Below are 17,642 nucleotides of genomic sequence, written 5' to 3' on the forward strand. Positions count from 1 at the left end.
ACGATGACCCCGCAGAAGGCGGACGCCCGGCTGGAGGACCTGGTCCGCCGGCGCCTGCGCACGGCCGCCCGCCCGGTCCTGCCCCGGACCGGCGGCGACCGGCCCTGCGCCCTGTCCGCGGGGCAGCAGCAGATGTGGGTGCTGCACCGGATGGACCCGGGCAGCCCGGCGTATCTGATGTCGTGGCCGGTACGGATCGCGGGCCCGCTCGACCGCGCGGCGCTGCGCGGGGCCTGGACGGACCTGGCCGGCCGGCACGAGGTGCTGCGGACCCGGTACGCGGCGGCGGACGGCGGGCGCGACCACGCCGTGCAGCTGGTGGACGCGGTCGCCGCGCCGGGCTGGCAGGAGGTCGACCTGACGCATCTGCCGGCGGGGCGGCGCGAGGAGCGGGCGCGGCAGGTGGCCGGGTGGGTGCGCCGCCGGCCGTTCGACCTGACCGCCGAGCAGCCGCTGCGGGTGACGCTCGTCCGGCTGGCCGCGGAGCTGCACCTGATGGTGGTGACCGTCCACCACATCGCGTGCGACGGGCCCGGCCTGATCGGGCGCGAACTGGGCGAGCTGTACGCGGCCCGGGTCGCCGGCCGCCCGCCCGGGCTGCCCGGGGTGCCGATGCACTACGCGGACTTCGCGGCGTGGGAGCGGGCGGGCCTCGCGGACGGCCGGCTCGCGCCGCACCTGGCGTACTGGCGTGCCGAGCTGGACGGCGTGACCGAGCTGCCGCTCCCCCTGGACCGGCCGCGTCCCGCCAGGCCCGACAGCCGCGGCGGCGCCGTCACCGTGGAGGTGCCGGCGGCGGTGTCGCAGGCGGTACGGGCGCTGGCCGCCGAGCACCGCACGTCCCCCTTCGCGGTGCTGCTGACCGCCTTCCACGCGGCCCTGGCCCGGATCACCGGCTCGGGAGACGTCACGGTGGGCGTGCCGGTGGCGCTGCGCAGCGCGCCGGAGCTGGCCGGCATGGTCGGCTACCTGGTCAACACCGTGGTGGTGCGGGCCCGGCCGGGCGGCGGGGTGCCCTTCGGCGCGCTGCTGGACGAGGTGCGCGGCGCGCTGCTGGGGGCGCTGGACCACCAGGCCGCCCCGTTCGCCTGGGTCGTGGACGAGCTGCGGCCGGTGCGGACGCCGGGCGTCAACCCGCTGTTCCAGGCGGCGTTCGACATGGACGAGCCGGCGGACCCGGGGCTCTTCGCCCTGCCGGGCCTGGTGGTGGAGCAGTTGGGGCTCGGGCAGGAGACGCCCGCGAAGTTCGATGTGAACCTGCACGCGGACGTCCTGCCGGACGGCCGGTACGCGGCCCGCCTGGACTACGCGGCGGCGGTCCTCGACGAGGCCACGGCGGCCCGGTGGGCGCGGCTGTGGCTCGCGGTCCTGGAGGCGGGAGTCCGCGCCCCGGGGGCGGCGGCGTCACCGGCGGCAGGGCCGGCGGCCGGCGAGGCTCCCCAGGCCCGCGCGGATGCCGCCGGCCGGGCGGGCGACGCCGCGGAGGGAACGGCCCCGCTGCCGGTCAGCGCCGCGCCGGACGGGCCGCCGGGGCCGGCGCGGGCCGGCTCCGCGCCGGCGGATCGCGCCGCCCGCGCTGATGCCGCCGGCCCGGCGGACGCCGTCGGCGCGGTGGGATCCGCCGCCCGGGTGGCCGGGCTCGTCGCGGAGGCGTGGGCCGAGGTGCTCGGGGTCGCGGATCCGGCGCCGGACGACAACTTCTTCGACCTGGGCGGGGATTCGCTGCGCGCGGTCGCGCTCGCGGGGCGGCTGCGCAGCCGCGGGCTGGATGTCGCCGCCGGGGACCTGTTCGCGTACCAGTCGGTGGCGGAGCTGGCTCAAATCGTTGCCGGCCGGGCGGCGGTGGAGCGGGTGCCGGACCCGGTGCGGCCGTTCGCGCTGCTCGGCCCGGAGGACCGGGCGGCGCTGCCGGCGGACGTCGTGGACGCGTACCCGCTGGCCGCCGTGCAGCTGGGCATGCTGGTCGAGCTGCGCGCGAACCCGGGCCGGACGACGTACCAGGACAGCACCTCCTTCCTGATCCGCGACAGCGCCCCGCCGGACGCCGCGCTGCTGCAGCGTGCCGTGCAGGCGGTCGTGGACCGGCACGAGGTGCTGCGTACGTCCTTCGACCTGGCGGGCTATTCCGTGCCGCTGCAACTGGTGCACCGGGCCGCCCCGATCACGGTGGGCGTGACGACCGTGGCCGCGGGCGAGCCGGCGGACTGGCTGCCGGTGCTCAGGGAGTTCGGGGCCGCCGAGCGGCGCGAGCCGATGGACGTCACGCGGGCGCCGCTCGTGCGGGTGCACGCGCACGCCCGCCAGGACCGCCCCAGCTGGTGGCTCACCATCACCGAGTGCCACCCCATCCTGGAGGGGTGGAGCTTCCACACCATGCTCATGGAGATCCTGACCGGCTACCGCGCCCTGCGCGCGGGCCGGCCGCCCGAGCCGCCGGAGGCGGTGCCGTTCCGCTACGCCGACTACATCGCGGCCGAGGCGCGCTCCCGCGAGGACGCCGCGGACCGGGCGTACTGGCGGCAGGCGGTGCAGGGCCGTACGGAGCCGGCGCTGCCGGTCGCCTGGCAGGACCCGCCGCAGGTGCCGCGGCGCCGGGACCAGTACCTGGTGGACCTGCGGGACGTGGACGCCGACCTGCGCCGGCTGGCCGAGGAGACCCGTACGTCGCCCAAGGCGGTGCTGCTGGCCGCGCACCTGACGGTGATGCGGCTGCTGGGCGGCGGCGCCGCGGACTTCTTCACCGGGCTGGTGTGCGACGCGCGGCCGGAGGCGGTGGGCGCGGACCGGGTCCTCGGGATGTACCTCAACACGCTGCCCTTCCCGGCGCCGTCCGGGGCGCGCACCTGGGGCGGGCTGGTGCGCGCGGTCCACGAGCGGCTCACCGGGCTGTGGCCGCACCGCCGCTACCCGATGCCGCTGATCCAGCAGGAGTTCGGCGGCGGCGACCGGCTGCTGGACGTGTTCTTCAACTACCTGGACTTCCACCAGGTGGACGACGACCTCGTGCGCGGCGACGCCACGTACAACGACAACGTCAACGAGTTCGGCCTGCACGTCTTCACCGTGCCGGGCGCGCTGCGGATCAACGCCGACAACCACACGGTCTCGCCCGCCGCGGCGCCGGTGCTGCTGGAGCTGTACCGGCTGGTGGCCGAGGAGATGGCGCTCGGGCCCGGTGGGGCGGTGGACGACGTACGGCTGCGGCTGGGCGGCGGCCGTACGGCGGACGGCGGGGCCGCCGCCCTGGTGCTGGGCGCGGACCGGCTGCCGGTGCCGCGCGGGGTGCCCGGCGACCTGTGGATCGGCGCGGGGGACGCCCCGCACCGCTCGGGGCTTGCCGCCCGCACCGGGCTGGACGGCGCCCTGGAGGTGCTGGGCCCGGCGGACCTCGACGCGGCGACCGCGGCGCTGTGGCCGGAGGGCTCGGCGGCGGTGCTGCTGCGGGTCCAGGAGCTGCTCAACGGTGATCCCGCGGTCCTCGACAGCCGGGTCCTGGTCCGCCCGGGCGAGGACGGCACGGCGTGCGTGACGGCGTATCTGCGGCTCGCGGAGGGCGGGGCGGCGGATGTGGACGCCCTGGGCCGGATGCTCGCCGCCCGGCGGCTGCCGCGGCGTTTCGTGCCCCGGCTGTGGGCCGTCGCCGACGGGTGGCCGCTGCGGCCGGACGGCACGCTCGCGGTCGAGGAGCTGCCGGAGCCCGCCGCGCCGGCCGCGGACCCGGCCGGGCAGGACAGGAGCCCGTGGGACGAGGTGTTCGACGCGCTGCTGCGCGAGACGCTGGGCCTGGAGCCGGAGGGCGACGCGGTCGCGGCGGACCGCCCGCTCGCGGACGCCGGCCTGGACTCCTTCCGGATGGTCGGCATGCTGGTGGCGATCGAGCAGGCGTACGGCGTGGCCGTGCCGGACGACATCCCGTTCCTGGAGATGTTCCGCACCCCGCGGACGCTGTGGGAGGCGGTGCTCAGGTTCCGGCTGGGCGGCTGAGCGGTCAGTACGCCGGGGCGGCCGGCGCGGGCGCGGCGGCGGAGAGCCGTTCGCGGACCGAGGCGAGCGCGGGCAGCGTGGCGAGGACGTCGTCCTCGGGCACCCCGAAGTCGATGAGGCAGGCGGCCTCGTCCGCGCCCGCCTCCTCCAGCGCCCGCACCGCGGCGACCCCGTCGTCGACCGTGCCGAAGACGCCGACCCCGTCGAAGTAGCGGTCGAAGGCCCGGTCCAGCAGGAAGTCCTCGTCCTGCGCGGACAGTTCGAGCGGCGCCCCGCCGGCGCCGGCCGGGCTGCCGGCGGAGCGCAGGACCAGGTCGAGGGAGCTGCGCAGGTACTCCCGCAGCGGCGCGCGCACCAGCGACCGTACGGCGTCGCGGGACGGCCCGATCAGCGTGTGCACCATGACGGCCACATGGCCGCGGGCGGCCTCGCCGTGGCAGGCGGCCAGCTCCGCGCGGTAGGCGGCGATGCCGCGGGCGAGCGCCGCGTGGTCCTGGCTCAGCATGTGGGTGAGCAGGCCCGCGCCGAGCCGGCCGGCCAGCCGGAAGGTGTCCGGGGAGCCGGCGGCCGTGATCCACAGCGGCAGTTCGGCCTGCACCGGCCGCGGGAAGACCCGCACCTCGTGCGGCTCGCCGTCCGGGCCGGCGAGGGCGACGGCCCCGCCGCGCCACAGCGCCCGTACCGTCTCCACCGCCTCGGCCATGACCTGCTTGCGGTCCCGGTAGGCGTCGGGCCGCAGTGTGAAGTCGACCGGGTGCCAGCCGGAGGCGAAGGACACCCCGGCGCGCCCGTGGGAGAGGTTGTCCACCACGGACCACTCCTCGGCGAGCCGCACGGCGTGGTGCAGCGGCGCGACGACGCTTCCGGCGCGGATCGCGATCCGCCGGGTCGTCACGGCCAGCGCGGCGCCCACCACGGCGGGGTTGGGGTACTGGCCGCCGAAGGCGTGGAAGTGGCGCTCGGGGGTCCACACGGCGGCGAAGCCGTTGCGGTCGGCGAAGGCGGCGCTGTCCAGGAGCAGCCGGTACGGGTCGCCCGCGGGGCCCGCGGCCGGCGCGGCGGGGCTGCTGGCGAAGAAGAACAGGCTCATGTCCATGGCGGGCCTTCCGGGGACGCGGGCGGACGACGGAAGCACGGGCGGAGCGCGAAGGGGCCGTGGCGCGTGTGCGGCCGGGCGGGCCGCACGGGCGGAGGGACGGCGGGCGCGGGTCCGGCGGGCCTCCCGCCCGGCGCCTTCGCCGCGGCTCCCTCGGCGCGGCGCCGCCCGGCGGGGACCTGCGCGCTCTGTCCGGCGCGCGGGCCCTCGGGCCCGGCGGGTTCCGCCGGCGTGCGGACCCTCCGCGGCCCGCTCGGCCGCCCGGCGGCCGGCGGGTCCGCCCCGGGCCTCACCGTGCGCCCTCCCGGCCCGGCGGCGGGGTGCGCCGCAGGTCGTAGCGGCCCTTGAGGTACGCCTTCGCGATGTGCTGGCGCTGGATGTCGGCGGTGCCCTCCATGAACTCGAAGGCGCCCACGTCGCGGGTCCACTTCTCCAGCAGGGGCAGGTCGACGAGAGCTTCCTGGCCCAGGGAGCGCACGGCCCAGCGGGCGGTCTCCCGGGCGAGCGTGGTCGCGGCGTATTTGGCCAGGCTGGAGGCGTGGCCGGCGTCCCGGTCGGCGTCCACGGCGGCGCCCGCCGCGTACACCAGGCTGCGGCACGCCTCGGTGCGCGCGGCCAGGACCGCGGCGCCGGGCGCCTGCGGGCGTTGCTCGCGCACGAGGTCGAGGAGCGCGCCGGCGGTGCCCACGGCGAGCGCGCCGACCTGGGCGCGCATCTGGTGGAAGACCCTGATGGCCGCCCACAGGCCCTGCCGGGCCGGCGACAGGTGACGCCCCAGCAGCCGCTCGTACGGGACGGGCACGGCGTCGAAGCGCATCTCGCCCAGGCAGGTGCCGCGCAGGCCCGCCATGTCCAGCTCCTCGGCGGCGAGACCGGGCGCGGTGGCGTCCAGCAGGGCGGCGCGGACGGACAGCGGGCCGCGTCCGGTGCGGGCGAAGACCACGCCGACGGCGCCGCGCGCCCCGTTGCCGATGTACCGCTTGACGCCGGTCAGTTCGTGGTCGCCCGCGCCGGGGCCGGCGCCCGGGCCGGTGCGGTCGAGCCGGGTCTGCATCGCGCTCGCGTCACTGCCGCGGGCCGGTTCGGTCACGGCGAAGTAGGCCCAGGTGGCGCCGTCGGCAAGGGCGCGGTGGAAGTGCTCCTGCTGGGCCGGGTCGCCCATCTGGTCCACGAGCACGCCCGACAGGCTCGGCGCCGGGCACGCCAGGATCATCCCGGCGTCCCCGCGGGCCAGTTCGGCGAGCAGCACCACCTGGTCCAGGCAGTGTCCCGCCGCGTAGGCGTACCGTCCCAGCCGCAGCGGCCCGGCGCCGTACTGCGCGGGCGTGGTGCAGCGGCGGACCAGGTCGTAGCCGGCGACGCCCAGGTGCGGGCGCATGTCGTACGGGTTGGCGTCCACGGCGAGGGCGTGCGCCCGCAGTTCCGGGGCGGTGTCGGCGGCGGCGGCGCGCAGCAGGTCCAGGCGCTCGTCCAGCGCGAAGGCGGTCATGCGGGGCCCTCCGGGTGGCCGGGCCGCGGCACCCATACGTCGGCGGTGAGCGCGGACAGGTGCAGGACGCGTGCCGGGTGGGTCGCGAGGTAGCCCTCGGCGCCGAAGAACCGGGCGACCGTCCACCCGGCGCCGGTGAGCTGCTCGTGCAGGGCGGCCAGGGCGTCGGGGCCGGCGTCGGGCGGGGTGGCGGCGGCGGTGTGCAGGACGGTGACGACGTCGGCGGTCGCGGCCTGGACGAGTTGCAACTCGCTGAGCGGCGTGCCGGCGAAGTCCCGGCCGGCCAGCCGGTGGGCGGCGGTGTCCAGCAGCGCTTCGAGGACGCCGCAGCGGACGGCGGCGAGCGCGGCCACCCGCCCGGGCGGCAGCCCGCGGCCAGGTCCCGCGTCGGGCCAGCGCACCAGGGCGAGTCCTTCGCGGCCGGCGAGGACGTGCGGGACGACCTGCGCCTCGGCGGGCACGTCGGCGGCCGGCAGCACGGCCCGGCCGCGCGGGGCGAGGGCGCGCGCGTCGAGCCCGGCGAGGACGGCGGCGAGCCCGGCGGCCAGCCCTGCCTCCCGCCCGAGGCGCCGCGGGTCCGCCGCGAGTCCGGCGCCGGTGGCGGGCGGGGCCGTCATGGCGCGCCCTCGGGCAGCAGCCCGGCCTGGAAGAGCCGCCCGGCGTGCGGATCGTGGTCGGCGACGACGACGAGCCGCCCGGGGGCGAGCCCGGCCCAGAGCCCGGCGAGCGCGGCCCACGCGCTGGTGCACAGCTGCCGCGCCGAGCCCTCGACGGCCTCCCCGACCGGCTCGCCGTCCGCCAAGTGGCGTGCCAGCGTGGCGCCGAGGACGTACAGCGGCGTGCCCGGCGCCTCCCGCAGGGCCGCCCTGGTCTGCCGCGGGCCGTCGACGGGGCGCTCGTCGGTGAAGACCAGCCGCGCCGAGCGGTCGCCGGGCCGCGAGGCGACCGGCAGCAGCACCCCGCCGTCGTCGCGCCCGCCGCCGTGCAGGTCCGGCTCGGGATAGGGCAGTGTCGTCTGGTCGAAGACGAAGAGCGCGCCGCTTTCGCCCTGCCCGCTCGCGTGCAGCGCGGCCAGGGCGCGCAGCGCGGTGAAGGGGGCGCCGACGCCCTGCCCGGAGACGGAGAAGACGTCGGGCCGTCCGGCGCACTGCGCGGCCAGGGCGCAGCCGGCGACCTTGACGAAGTCCAGGTCGGGGGTGTGGAAGGCGAGCGCCAGCAGGTCCACCGCCGGCAGCGGCGGGTCGAGGTCGCGCAGCAGCCGGGTGCCCATGTCGCTGAAGGAGTTGCCGCCCCCGGCGGCGAGCAGGGCCTGGCCCGGCGGCAGCCCGAAGTGGTCGAGGAAGTCGGCCATGCAGGTGGCGGCCCGTTCGGTGTACGCCTGCGGGCGCGGGCCGAACGTACGGGCCACCGGCGGCCCGACGTGCAGCGCGCCGCCGGCGTCGGCGTGGGCGTGGCCGTCGGCCTGTGCGGCGGTCGTCGCGGAGTGCGGCACGGCTCAGCCCACCGCGTCCTGCGCGCCTTCCAGGCAGGCGCGGATGTAGCCGATGAGGGCGCCGACCGTCTCGAACGTCTCGGGGGTGAGCTCGTCGGGGTCGATCTGCAGGCCGAGGGAGTCCTCCAGTTCCATGAGCAGTTCGATGACGCCGGTGGAGTCCAGCGCGAGGTCGCCGAACAGGCGCATGTCGTCGTGGAGTTCGGGGACGTCCTTGCGCAGGACCTCGGTGAGGCCGTCGTGCAGGGCGGTGCGGATCTCGTCGGTCTGCGTGCCGGGCATGGTGGGCTCTCCTTGGCGGTGGGCGGGCTCAGTGGAGCGCGGGCGCGGTCAGGTCGGGGTGGGTGGCCTGGCGCGACAGCAGGTCGTCGACGGTGTCGCGGCGCCGCACCAGGTACGCCGTCCCGCGGCGGACCAGCACCTCGGCCGGGTAGCCGTGGCTGAGGAAGTACGCCGGGGAGGCGGACGGCCCGTACGCGCCGGAGCGCCGGACGCCGAGCAGGTCGCCGACGGCGAGGTCCGGCAGCCGTACCGCCTTGGCGACGGTGTCGTTGGGGGTGCACAGCGGCCCGGCGACGGTCCAGGGCCCGGCCTCGGCGTCCGGCGGGACGGGCCGGGACAGCAGCTCGACGGGGAAGTTGCGCTTGACGAAGGAGCCGATGCCGACGGCCGCCATGTGGTGGTGGGTGCCGCCGTCGGCGACGGCGAACCGGTCGCCCATCGACTCCTTGATGTACCGCACCCGCATCAGGTAGGTGCCGCCGGGCGCGGTGAGGTAGCGGCCGGACTCCATCAGCAGGCGGGTGCCGGGGTGCCGGCGGGCGAAGTCCTCGACCAGCGGGTTGATGCCGGCGGCGAGCGCGTCGAGGTCGAGGTCGTGCTCGCCGTCGAAGTAGGCGACGCCGAGGCCGCCGCCGATGTCGACGGCGTCCAGCGCGATCCCGGTGGACTCGGCGACGTGCTCGGCGAGCCGGAGCACGTACGCGGTGTTCTTGACGATCACCTCGTGGTCGAGGATGCGGGTGCCCATGTACACCTGGACGCCGGCGGCGACGGCGTGCCGGTAGGAGCGGATCAGGGCGCCCGCGGGCGGCACCGCGGCCTCGTCGATGCCGAACTGGCGGGGCTTGCCGCCCATGGTGAGCCGTGAGCCGGCCACCGAGTAGGCGGGGTTGATCCGCAGCAGCACCCGCTGCCGGACCCCGAGGCGGGCGGCGGCGTCGTCGATGAGGGCGAGTTCGGGCAGCGACTCGCACACCACGGCGTACAGCCCGGCCCTGACGCACGCCTCGATCTCGGCCGCGCTCTTGCCGGGGCCGAGGAAGACGACGTCGGCGGGGTCGGTGCCGGCGTCGAGCACGGTGCGCAGCTCGGCGAGCGAGGAGACCTCGGCGCGGGCGCCGGCCGACCGCAGGACGTCGTAGACGGCCCGGTTGGGGTTGGACTTCAGGGAGAAGAAGACCTCCAGGGCCGGGTGCAGGGCGGCGCGCAGCGCGTGCAGGTTGCCGGCGAGCCAGTCGCCGTCGTAGACGTAGGTGGGGGTGCCGAACCGCTCGGCGAGGTCCCGCCAGCCGTCGGGGCCGGAGAGGTCGGCCGGTGCCGACTGCGCTTCGTGCCAGGTCGCGCCGTTCATGCCCGCTCCACCATTTCCTCCAGTGCCCGGGCGGCCTTCGACCGCAGGGCGTCGACGTCCTCGGGCCCGTCGCCGAGGCAGACCGCGTACAGCCGGCCCTTCGACCGGCGGCCGGGGGTGACGCCGGCCCGCAGCGTCGCGGTGTTGGTGACCAGGACCCCGCGCGCGGAGCCGGCGTCGAGCAGCAGGTCGCCGAGTGCGGCGCGGACCTCGTCGAAGCCGTGGGCGCGCACCGGTTCGAGGTCGAAGACGGTGGCGAGCGCGCACCGGCCCGGAGTGAGCAGCCGTTCTGCCAGCCGGTTCTGGAAGGTCGCCATGTTGAAGCGGGCGTTGATCTCCAGGCACGGGTAGAGGGTGCCGTCGCGGCCGAGCATCGCGTCCACGCCGGCCACCCCGTAGTAGCCGGCCTGCGCCAGGCCCTTGCCGAGCACCTGTGCCGCAGCCTCCAGCGCGGCGGTGTGGCCGGGGTCGAGCGGCGGCGGGAAGAGGTGGCCGCGGTGGACGCCGCCCTCGGTGAGGGCGGCCTTGACCGTCTCGAACGCCACCGATCCGTCGCGGGCGACGACGAACTGGTAGTTGAGGTCGTACTCCTTGTCGATCCAGCGCTCCACGACGACCTCGATGCGCTCGCCGCGCCGCGCGGCCATCCGGACCAGCTGCTCGCCGCGCCGGGCGCTGTCCAGGACGACCAGGCCGCGCCCGGAGACGCCGAGCGACTCCTTGACCACGACCGGGCCGGAGCCGCCGGCCAGGTGCTCCTTGAGGGCGGCGGCGAGTTCGCCGACGGTGCGGCATTCGGCGCCCGGCACCGGGGTGAGCCCGCTGCGGTCGACCAGCGCGCGGCTGAAGATCTTGCCGTTGACCCGCTTGCAGGTGGCGGCGTCCGGCCCGGCGAGCGGCAGCCCGGTGGCGGCGGCGAGCCGTTCCTCGTCGGCGGAGACGCCCAGCGGCATGAGGTAGGTGCGCCCGTCGGCGAGGCCGGCGAGCTGCGCGAGGAGCCGCGGGGAGGCGAGGGCGTCGGTGGTGACCGGCTGCTCGGGCCGGTCGTGGTCGGGGGTGAGCACCTGCCCGGCGGCGAGGCCGAGCGGGCGCAGGTACGCGGCGAAGGCGGGCTCCACGGGCGCCTTGAGGACGACGAGGTCGCCCTCGTCGGCGAGCAGGACGCCGACCTCCTCCATCCGGTTGACGGTCGGCGCGTTGAAGGACAGCCCGGCGCCGGGCAGCCCGGGGTCGCCGCGGCCCCAGGCGCGTTCGACCTCGAAGTTGTTGAGGTGGACGAAGCGGGCGTCGCGGTCGCCGGTCACCGCGGCCTTGAGGCGGGCGATGAAGCCGGGGCGCGGGCCCGCCGGCGGGGATGTGTCGGCGGTCATGTCACTGCCCTCCAGGGCCGGCGGCGTGCGGCGGCAGGTCGTCCACCCGCACCACGACCGCGGAGAACGTGCCGCTGGCCCCGGCGGACAGCAGGACGACGGCGTCGCCGGGCCGTATCGCGGCCTCGGCGCGGGCGGTGTGCAGGTTGACGAACGGGTCGGCGCCGAAGCAGTGGCCCGTCCTCGGCACGTTGTCCAGGTAGAACCGCTCGACGGGCACACCGAGGGTCTTGGCGCTCATGACCCACGAGTGGCGGTTGACGTTGTGCGGGAGGATGCGGTCGATGTCGTCGAGGGTCAGTCCCGCGTCGGCGACGGCCTCGTGCAGCACCTCCAGCATCGTCGGCATGTAGACCTGCTTGTAGCGGCGTTGCACGTCGGCCGGCATGTCCTGCGAGGAGTGGTATTCGCCGAGGGTGCGGTGCGCCTGGCCGACGACCTCGTCGCCGGGCCCGTCGAGGCCGGCCAGCACCGCGACCGCGGCCTCGCCGAGGATCGTGGTGCCGTGCAGCTTCTGCACCAGCGGGGTGGTGATCTTGTCGGTGACGAGCACGAGCGCCTGGGCGCCCGGCGGCTCGGCGCGCAGCAGCGCCTCGACGACCCGGACGCTGAACAGCCCGCTGGTGCAGTTCTGGTGGGCGAGCTCGAACCCGGACGCCTCGGTGAGCTGGAGCTTGTCGCGCAGCGTGGTCATCAGGCGGTGGGTCGCGGGGGTGACGTGCAGGACGGTGTGCGGGTGGACCAGGTGCCGCACCCGGGTGCGGTCGGCCCCGTCGAGTGCGGCCTCGCCGGCGGTGAGCATCATCTCCTGGGCCGTCATGCCCTCGGCCATGGGGACGCGTTCCAGGCCCAGGTAGGTGGTGAACAGCCGGACCTCGGCGCGGGTGAGGCCGAGGCGGTCCTGGAGGTCGGCGATGGCGACGGTGGTGGGCGGCACATAGGGCGCGATCCGCTGGAGCCGCAGGCCCCGGCGCCCGGTCGCGGTGCGTTCAGTCCAGGCCATGGCACCACTCCAGGACGGCCATGGCGCTGTGCAGCTTGTTCTCCGCCTGGGCGAAGGCGAGGCTCCCGGCGCCGTCCAGCACCTCGGCGGCGACCTCCTCGCCGCGGTGCGCGGGCAGGTCGTGCAGGAAGACCGCCTTGGGCGCGCGGGCCATCAGTTCAGGGCCGACGTGGAAGGGCGCGAAGACGGTCCGCCAGTCGGGGTCCGGCTTGGTGGTGCCGGTGGTCTGCCAGCGGGTGGTGTAGACGGCGTCGAGGTCCGCGGGCAGCCGGTCGAGGTCGTGCCGCTCGCTCACCCGGGCGCCGCTCTGCTCGGCCTGCGCCAGGGCCCGCGCGCGGACGGCGGGCAGCAGCCCGTAGCCCGGCGGTGTGCGCAGGTCCAGCAGCGTCCCGCGGTGGCGGCTGAGGGCGAGCGCGAGGGCGGCTGCGGTGTTGTTGCCCTCGCCGACGTAGAGGACGCGCAGGCCCTCGATGTCGCCGAAGTGCAGGGCGAGCGTGGTGAGGTCGGCCAGTGCCTGCGTCGGGTGCTCGTCGGCGCTCATCGCGTTGACGACGGCCATCCGCCGCTGCCCGGCCGCCCACGCCCGCATCTCCGCCGGGTCGCCCGCGGTCCTGGCGACCAGCACGTCCAGCATGCCGGCCATGACCCGCCCGGTGTCCTCGGTGGTCTCCCCGGTGTTGGTCTGCAGGTCGCCCGGGCCGTACGCGACGACGCCCGCGCCGAGCCGCAGCGCGCCGGCGGAGAAGGCGGTGCGGGTACGGGTCGAGGTCCGCCGGAAGTAGACCCCGACGACGGCCCCGACGAGCGTCGCCTCGGCCCGCCCGCCCGCGGCCGACCGGCGGGCGTGCGCGACGGCCCGGGCCACCACCGAGCGCAGCGCGCCGTCCGGCAGGTCGGACAGCGAGACCAGGTGCCGGGCCCGGGTCACCACCGTGACTCCTCGGCGAAGAAGCCGTCGAAGGCGTGGGCGGTGCCGTCGGCGATGCCGGCCGCCAGCACCTCGGTGCCCACCGCGATGTCGAGCACGCCCAGCCCGAAGGGCGAGAAGATCAGCGGCTTGTCGCGGGTGAGCGCGAACTCGCCGAGGACGAGCCCGGCGAGGGTGCCGTCGATGAAGTCGCGGGTGCCGAACTTCTGCACCGCCAGGTGCGGGGAGGTGCCGGCGTGCAGGCAGTGCTCGACGTCGTCCAGGACGTTGTGCGCGTCGGCGATCAGCTCGGGCCCGATGTCCCGCAGCGAGATGTTCAGCACCGTCTGCCCGGCGGCGAAGAAGCCGGGTTCGGTGATGTACGGTTCGGCCGCCGTGGTCGCCAGCACGACGAGGTCGGCGCCGGCGACCGAGCCGCGCAGGTCCGCCCCCGTACAGGCGGTGAAGCCCAGCGAGCGGGCGTACGCGGCCGACTTGGCGGCGTAGGCGGGGACGGTGTCGTGCACGACCACCTCGCCGGCGCTCCAGCCGAGGTCGTGCAGGAACTCCAGGATGTTCCGGGAGATGACGCCGGCGCCGACGACCGCGATCCGGTCCGCGGTGCGCGACCCGTGCAGGTGCTCGGCGCCCAGCGCCGCGGAGGCGGCCGTGCGGGCGGCGCTGATCTGCGCGGCCTCCAGGCACGCGAAGGGGTAGCCGGTGGCGTAGTCGTTGAGGATCAGCACCGCCGAGGCGCGCGGCAGGTTGCGGGCCACGTTGCCGGGGAAGCTGCCGATCCACTTCAGCCCGGCGACCGGCGGGTCACCGCGCAGCAGGGCCGGCAGCGCGATGATGCGCGCGTCGGGCTTGTCGGGGAAGCGCAGGAAGTAGCTGTCGGGGTTGATGGTCTCCCCGCGGTGGTGTGCGCGGTAGGTGTCGTCGATCCGGGCGTGGATCCGGGCCCGGGAGCGGGCGACGACCGCGCGTACCGCCGTTCCGCCCATGACGTGGAAGGGCAGCATGGGTCACCTCCGTGCCGTGGTCAGGCCGGGTTCACCGGCGGCCGGGGCGGTCGGCGGCTGCGGCCCGAAGGTCTGCGCGACCCAGGCGTCGTCGTAGACCGTCCGTGCGTAGCGGTCGCCGAGGTCGGGTGAGATCGCCACGACGCGCGAGCCGGCGGGCAGGCCGGGGGCCCGCTGGAGCACCGCGGCCATGACCGCGCCGGTCGAGCCGCCGGCGAACAGCCCGCGGGTGCGGGCCATCCAGCGGCAGGCGCGTACCGCGTCGGCCTCGGCGACCGACGCGAGCTCGTCGAACAGGCCGGGCTCGAAGAGCTCGGGGACCCGGCTGGCGCCGATGCCGGGGATGAACCGGGGGCCGGGCAGGGACGTCCCGAAGCTCACCGAGCCGACCGCGTCCACCGCGACGATCCGGGTCGCGGGCGACATCCGGCGGAAGTGGCTCACGCAGCCCATGGCGGTGCCGGACGAGCCGACGCCGACGAACAGGTAGTCCACGGACGGCACTTCGGCGGTGATGGCGGCGGCGGTGCAGCGGTCGTGGACGGTGCTGTTGGCGGGGTTGGCGTACTGGTTGAGCCACACCAGGCCCGGGTCGGCGGCGACGCGCTCCTCGATGTAGGAGATGCGGCTGCCGAGGAAGCCGCCGCTGGCGTCCCGCCAGTCGACCTCGACGGTCTCGGCGCCCAGTGCCCGCATCACGTCCAGGCTGTGCGGCGAGGTGTTGGGGTCGGTGACGCAGGTGAAGGTGTAGCCCTTGGCCGCGGCCACCATCGCCAGCGCGATGCCGAGGCTGCCCGACGAGGACTCGATGAGCCGGCTCCCGGTGCGCAGCAGGCCGCGCCGCTCGGCGTCCTCGACCATGGCGACGGCCGTCTTGAGCTTGACCGAGCCCGCCGGGTTCAGGCCCTCCATCTTCAGGAAGACGTCGACGTTGTCGACCGCGTCCCCCAGGTGCAGGAAGACGTTGTCCAGGACCATTTCGTAGGCGTGCTCGAATATCACCGTCGCAACCCCAGGTGAGTGCCAGTGCAACCCCATCCGAGCCTCCATGGGCTCAAGGCGCCTCGGTGGCCGACGAATGCAGAGCGTAAGCAGCGCGGGGGCGCCGCAACAGGCAAATCGGCGGCAGCTTGCGGCGCCGCCCCGGACCCGGCAAATGCCCCGGGAGCGACCGAGCGGCGGCAGGAAGCAGGCAGCCGAGTTGCCGCCGCGCTGCCTGGCCCGCCGGGCGCGCGCGTGCCGTACTGGGGCGCATGTCGCTGATGGACCGCAGCACCGCCGTGCCGGCCGGCGCCGGGTGCGCCCTGAGCGTCGGGCAGGAGGCGCTGTGGTTCCTGTACGCGCTGGCCCCGGGCAGCAGCGCGTACAACATCGCCGGGGCGGTGCGGCTGGACTTCACCGCGGACGCCGCGGCGCTGGAGTCGGCGGCGCTGGCGACGGTGGCGGGCAACAGCATGCTCAACTGCCTGTTCCGCTCGGCCCGGACCGGCCCGCGCCGGCTGCCGGGCGCCGCCGCGCCGTACGCGTCGGTCTTCGCGCTGCGGCGGGTCGGCGCGGACCGGCTGCGGGCGGCGGCGCTGGAGGCCTCGCGGCGCCCCTTCCGGCTGGAGCGGGAGGCGCCGGTGCGGGTCACGCTGCTGCGCCCGGACGGCGGCGGGGGCGATGTGCTGGTGGTCACCGCGCACCACATCGCGCTAGACAACGTCTCGCACGTCCGGCTGTTCGCCGACCTGCTGACGGCGTACGGGCGAAGGGCCGGCGGTACGGACGGGGGTACGGCCGGGGCTGCGGCCGGCGGCGGGGCCGGCGCGGGGGGCGACACGGGCCCGGGCGCCGACGCCGGCGGCGCGTACGCGGACTTCGTGCGGCGGGAGCAGGACTTCCTGCGCTCGCCGCGCGGCGAGTCGGCGCGCCGGCACTGGCAGCGCGTCCTGGGCGCCGTCCCCCACGACCCGCCGCTCGCCGGCGACCTGCCGCGGCCCGGCGTCTACCGCTTCGCCGGCGACCAGGTGGAGCTGGCGGTCCCGGACCGTCTCACCGCGGGTGCCGCGGCGCTCGCGGCCGAGGCGAACGCCACGCCCTTCGCCGTGCTGCTGGCCGTCTTCCAGCTGCTGCTCTACGCCGCGACCGGCGAGCCGCTGCGCCTGCTGGGCTATCCGGCGACGGTACGTCCCGGGGCGCGGCACCGGGAGGCGACCGGCTACTACGTCAACACCCTGCCGTTCCCGGCGCGGGTGGAGCCGGACGACTCGTTCGCCGTGCTGCTGCGGCGCACCGCGGACGAGCTGCGGGCGGCGCTGCTCCACCGGGCGTATCCGTTCGCGCTGATGGCGCGGGCGGCCGGGCGGCCCAGGGCGGCGGACCGGGCGGGGCTGCTGGGGGCGCTGTTCGTGGTGACCGAGGAGGACCCGGCGCAGGTGGCCGCGGCGAGCGCGCTGCCGGCCGGGCGGTCCTTCGCGGCCTACCCGCTGCCGCAGCAGCAGGGGCAGTTCGACCTGACGTTGCAGATCTCCCGGCGGGGCCCGGCGACCGCCGCCGTCCTGAAGTACAACACCTCGCTGTTCACCGCCGGCGCGGCCCGTGCCGTCGCCGAGCGCTATCTCGGCCTGCTCGCCGCGGCGGTCGAGGGCACTTTGCCGGACCGGCTGGGCGGCCTCGCGCCGGCCGCGGCCCGATGAAGTGCCGCACCCACCCCGAGTGCCGGACGCGCAGTGCCGCGGCGGCCGTCGAAGGAGCTGATGAGTTGTGACCGTGCCCACCACGGCGGAGCCGGCGGCCGGCGACACGCGTCCGGGCGCGTCCCCCGACCGGCTGGTCGCGGCCGGCTGGCTGCTGCCCACCGGCGTCGCCGGGGTCCTCGGCTTCACCGCCCGCTTCGAGGCCGCCCTCGCGCGCGTCCAGGGCGCCCTGACCGCCGCGCACCCGCACGGCACGCCGGGGCCGTCCTGGCACCCGCCGGTGGTGCCGCGCGCGCAGATCGAGCGCGCCGAGTACGCCGCCGCCTTCCCGCACCTGCTCGGCTCGGTCCACGCCCTGGCCGCCGACACCGCCGAGGACGCGGGGCTCGGCGAGGACGCGCGCGTCCCCACCGACACGGTGCTCGCCCCGGCGGCCTGCTACAGCGTCTATCCCACCCTCGCCGACAGCACGCCGGACGCCCCGCGGTACTTCGACGTCGCCGCCTCCTGCTACCGGCACGAGGCGACCAGCGAGGTCGGCAGGTTCCGCTCGTTCCGGATGCGCGAGTTCGTCGCGGTGGGCGCGGAGGAGACCGCGCTCGGCTGGCAGCAGGACTGGCTGGAGCGCTGCCGCACGCTGTTCGCCGGCCTCGGGGTGGACGTCGCCGTGCAGACGGCGAGCGACCCGTTCTTCGGCCCGGGCGCCCGCTTCATGCGCTCCAGCCAGCTCCAGCAGAACCTGAAGTACGAATTCGTCGCCCCGGTGCACGCCGGCGACCCGGGCACGGCGATCGCGTCGGTGAACCTGCACCGCGACCACCTGGGCCAGCGCTTCGCCATCGGCTCGCCGTCCGGCGGCTGGGCGCACAGCAGTTGCGCGGCCTTCGGCCTGGAGCGCATCGTGCTGGCGCTGGTGCACGCGCACGGCGACGCCCTGGCGGACTGGCCGCCGTTCGGCTGATGCTGGC

The 17,642-nt window shown here is 76.4% G+C and carries 14 protein-coding genes; 3 read left to right on the forward strand and 11 right to left on the reverse strand.

Features of this window, described 5'->3' with window-relative positions:
* Nucleotides 1-3: 3 nt before the first annotated feature.
* The gene (locus HCN08_RS09175; RefSeq protein ID WP_167982435.1) at nucleotides 4-3,984 is read left to right on the forward strand and encodes a condensation domain-containing protein; all 3,981 of its coding nucleotides are present in this window, start codon (nucleotides 4-6) and stop codon (nucleotides 3,982-3,984) included.
* A 4-nt stretch (nucleotides 3,985-3,988) separates the two neighbouring features.
* Here HCN08_RS09175 and HCN08_RS09180 read toward each other — a convergent pair whose 3' ends face one another.
* The 11 genes from HCN08_RS09180 to sbnA form a co-directional block, all read right to left on the reverse strand.
* On the reverse strand, nucleotides 3,989-5,080 hold the full coding sequence (locus HCN08_RS09180; RefSeq protein ID WP_167982436.1) for a MupA/Atu3671 family FMN-dependent luciferase-like monooxygenase: 1,092 nt from the start codon (nucleotides 5,078-5,080) through the stop codon (nucleotides 3,989-3,991).
* 289 nt (nucleotides 5,081-5,369) lie between these two features.
* Nucleotides 5,370-6,569, reverse strand: coding sequence for an acyl-CoA dehydrogenase family protein (locus HCN08_RS09185; RefSeq protein WP_167982437.1), 1,200 nt, complete (start codon nucleotides 6,567-6,569; stop codon nucleotides 5,370-5,372).
* Complete coding sequence (locus tag HCN08_RS09190; protein WP_167982438.1) at nucleotides 6,566-7,186, reverse strand: acyl-CoA dehydrogenase; 621 nt, start codon at nucleotides 7,184-7,186, stop codon at nucleotides 6,566-6,568. The genes HCN08_RS09185 and HCN08_RS09190 overlap by 4 nt, the downstream gene beginning before the upstream one ends.
* Nucleotides 7,183-8,061, reverse strand: a complete 879-nt coding sequence (locus tag HCN08_RS09195; protein WP_167982439.1) for a hypothetical protein — start codon at nucleotides 8,059-8,061, stop codon at nucleotides 7,183-7,185. The genes HCN08_RS09190 and HCN08_RS09195 overlap by 4 nt, the downstream gene beginning before the upstream one ends.
* Before the next feature lie 3 nt (nucleotides 8,062-8,064).
* Complete coding sequence (locus tag HCN08_RS09200) at nucleotides 8,065-8,343, reverse strand: acyl carrier protein (protein ID WP_167982440.1); 279 nt, start codon at nucleotides 8,341-8,343, stop codon at nucleotides 8,065-8,067.
* Nucleotides 8,344-8,371: 28 nt separating this feature from the next.
* Nucleotides 8,372-9,694 (reverse strand): type III PLP-dependent enzyme, encoded by a 1,323-nt coding sequence (locus tag HCN08_RS09205; RefSeq protein ID WP_167982441.1) that lies wholly within the window; start codon nucleotides 9,692-9,694, stop codon nucleotides 8,372-8,374.
* Nucleotides 9,691-11,064: a preATP grasp domain-containing protein gene (locus HCN08_RS09210; RefSeq protein ID WP_167982442.1), complete on the reverse strand. Its 1,374-nt coding sequence runs from the start codon at nucleotides 11,062-11,064 to the stop codon at nucleotides 9,691-9,693. The genes HCN08_RS09205 and HCN08_RS09210 overlap by 4 nt, the downstream gene beginning before the upstream one ends.
* Before the next feature lies 1 nt (nucleotide 11,065).
* On the reverse strand, nucleotides 11,066-12,067 hold the full coding sequence (locus HCN08_RS09215; RefSeq protein ID WP_167982443.1) for a 3-oxoacyl-[acyl-carrier-protein] synthase III C-terminal domain-containing protein: 1,002 nt from the start codon (nucleotides 12,065-12,067) through the stop codon (nucleotides 11,066-11,068).
* Complete coding sequence (locus tag HCN08_RS09220; RefSeq protein ID WP_167982591.1) at nucleotides 12,054-12,995, reverse strand: ornithine carbamoyltransferase; 942 nt, start codon at nucleotides 12,993-12,995, stop codon at nucleotides 12,054-12,056. The genes HCN08_RS09215 and HCN08_RS09220 overlap by 14 nt, the downstream gene beginning before the upstream one ends.
* The gene (gene sbnB / locus HCN08_RS09225) at nucleotides 12,992-13,996 is read right to left on the reverse strand and encodes a 2,3-diaminopropionate biosynthesis protein SbnB (protein ID WP_167982444.1); all 1,005 of its coding nucleotides are present in this window, start codon (nucleotides 13,994-13,996) and stop codon (nucleotides 12,992-12,994) included. Before sbnB ends, HCN08_RS09220 begins: the two co-directional genes overlap by 4 nt.
* 3 nt (nucleotides 13,997-13,999) lie before the next feature.
* Complete coding sequence (gene sbnA, locus HCN08_RS09230) at nucleotides 14,000-14,998, reverse strand: 2,3-diaminopropionate biosynthesis protein SbnA (RefSeq protein WP_167982445.1); 999 nt, start codon at nucleotides 14,996-14,998, stop codon at nucleotides 14,000-14,002.
* Between the two features lie 251 nt (nucleotides 14,999-15,249).
* Here sbnA and HCN08_RS09235 point away from each other — a divergent pair, with 251 nt between their 5' ends.
* Nucleotides 15,250-16,674, forward strand: a complete 1,425-nt coding sequence (locus HCN08_RS09235; RefSeq protein ID WP_167982446.1) for a condensation domain-containing protein — start codon at nucleotides 15,250-15,252, stop codon at nucleotides 16,672-16,674.
* Between the two features lie 67 nt (nucleotides 16,675-16,741).
* Nucleotides 16,742-17,635 carry a class-II aminoacyl-tRNA synthetase family protein gene (locus tag HCN08_RS09240; RefSeq protein ID WP_322974337.1) on the forward strand — a complete coding sequence of 298 codons (894 nt, stop codon included), beginning with the start codon at nucleotides 16,742-16,744 and terminating at the stop codon, nucleotides 17,633-17,635.
* Nucleotides 17,636-17,642: the final 7 nt, after the last annotated feature.

This window comes from Actinacidiphila epipremni (assembly GCF_012034175.1).
GTDB lineage: Bacteria > Actinomycetota > Actinomycetes > Streptomycetales > Streptomycetaceae > Actinacidiphila > Actinacidiphila epipremni.

Bases quoted from the DNA above. Each gene is read 5' to 3' on its own strand.
- HCN08_RS09175 (WP_167982435.1), top strand. From the start codon at position 4: ATGACCCCGCAGAAGGCGGACGCCCGGCTGGAGGACCTGGTCCGCCGG.
- HCN08_RS09185 (WP_167982437.1), bottom strand. From the start codon at position 6,569: ATGACCGCCTTCGCGCTGGACGAGCGCCTGGACCTGCTGCGCGCCGCC.
- HCN08_RS09180 (WP_167982436.1), bottom strand. From the start codon at position 5,080: ATGGACATGAGCCTGTTCTTCTTCGCCAGCAGCCCCGCCGCGCCGGCC.
- HCN08_RS09215 (WP_167982443.1), bottom strand. From the start codon at position 12,067: ATGGCCTGGACTGAACGCACCGCGACCGGGCGCCGGGGCCTGCGGCTC.
- HCN08_RS09205 (WP_167982441.1), bottom strand. From the start codon at position 9,694: ATGAACGGCGCGACCTGGCACGAAGCGCAGTCGGCACCGGCCGACCTC.
- HCN08_RS09235 (WP_167982446.1), top strand. From the start codon at position 15,250: ATGTCGCTGATGGACCGCAGCACCGCCGTGCCGGCCGGCGCCGGGTGC.
- HCN08_RS09210 (WP_167982442.1), bottom strand. From the start codon at position 11,064: ATGACCGCCGACACATCCCCGCCGGCGGGCCCGCGCCCCGGCTTCATC.
- HCN08_RS09190 (WP_167982438.1), bottom strand. From the start codon at position 7,186: ATGACGGCCCCGCCCGCCACCGGCGCCGGACTCGCGGCGGACCCGCGG.
- HCN08_RS09200 (WP_167982440.1), bottom strand. From the start codon at position 8,343: ATGCCCGGCACGCAGACCGACGAGATCCGCACCGCCCTGCACGACGGC.
- sbnB (WP_167982444.1), bottom strand. From the start codon at position 13,996: ATGCTGCCCTTCCACGTCATGGGCGGAACGGCGGTACGCGCGGTCGTC.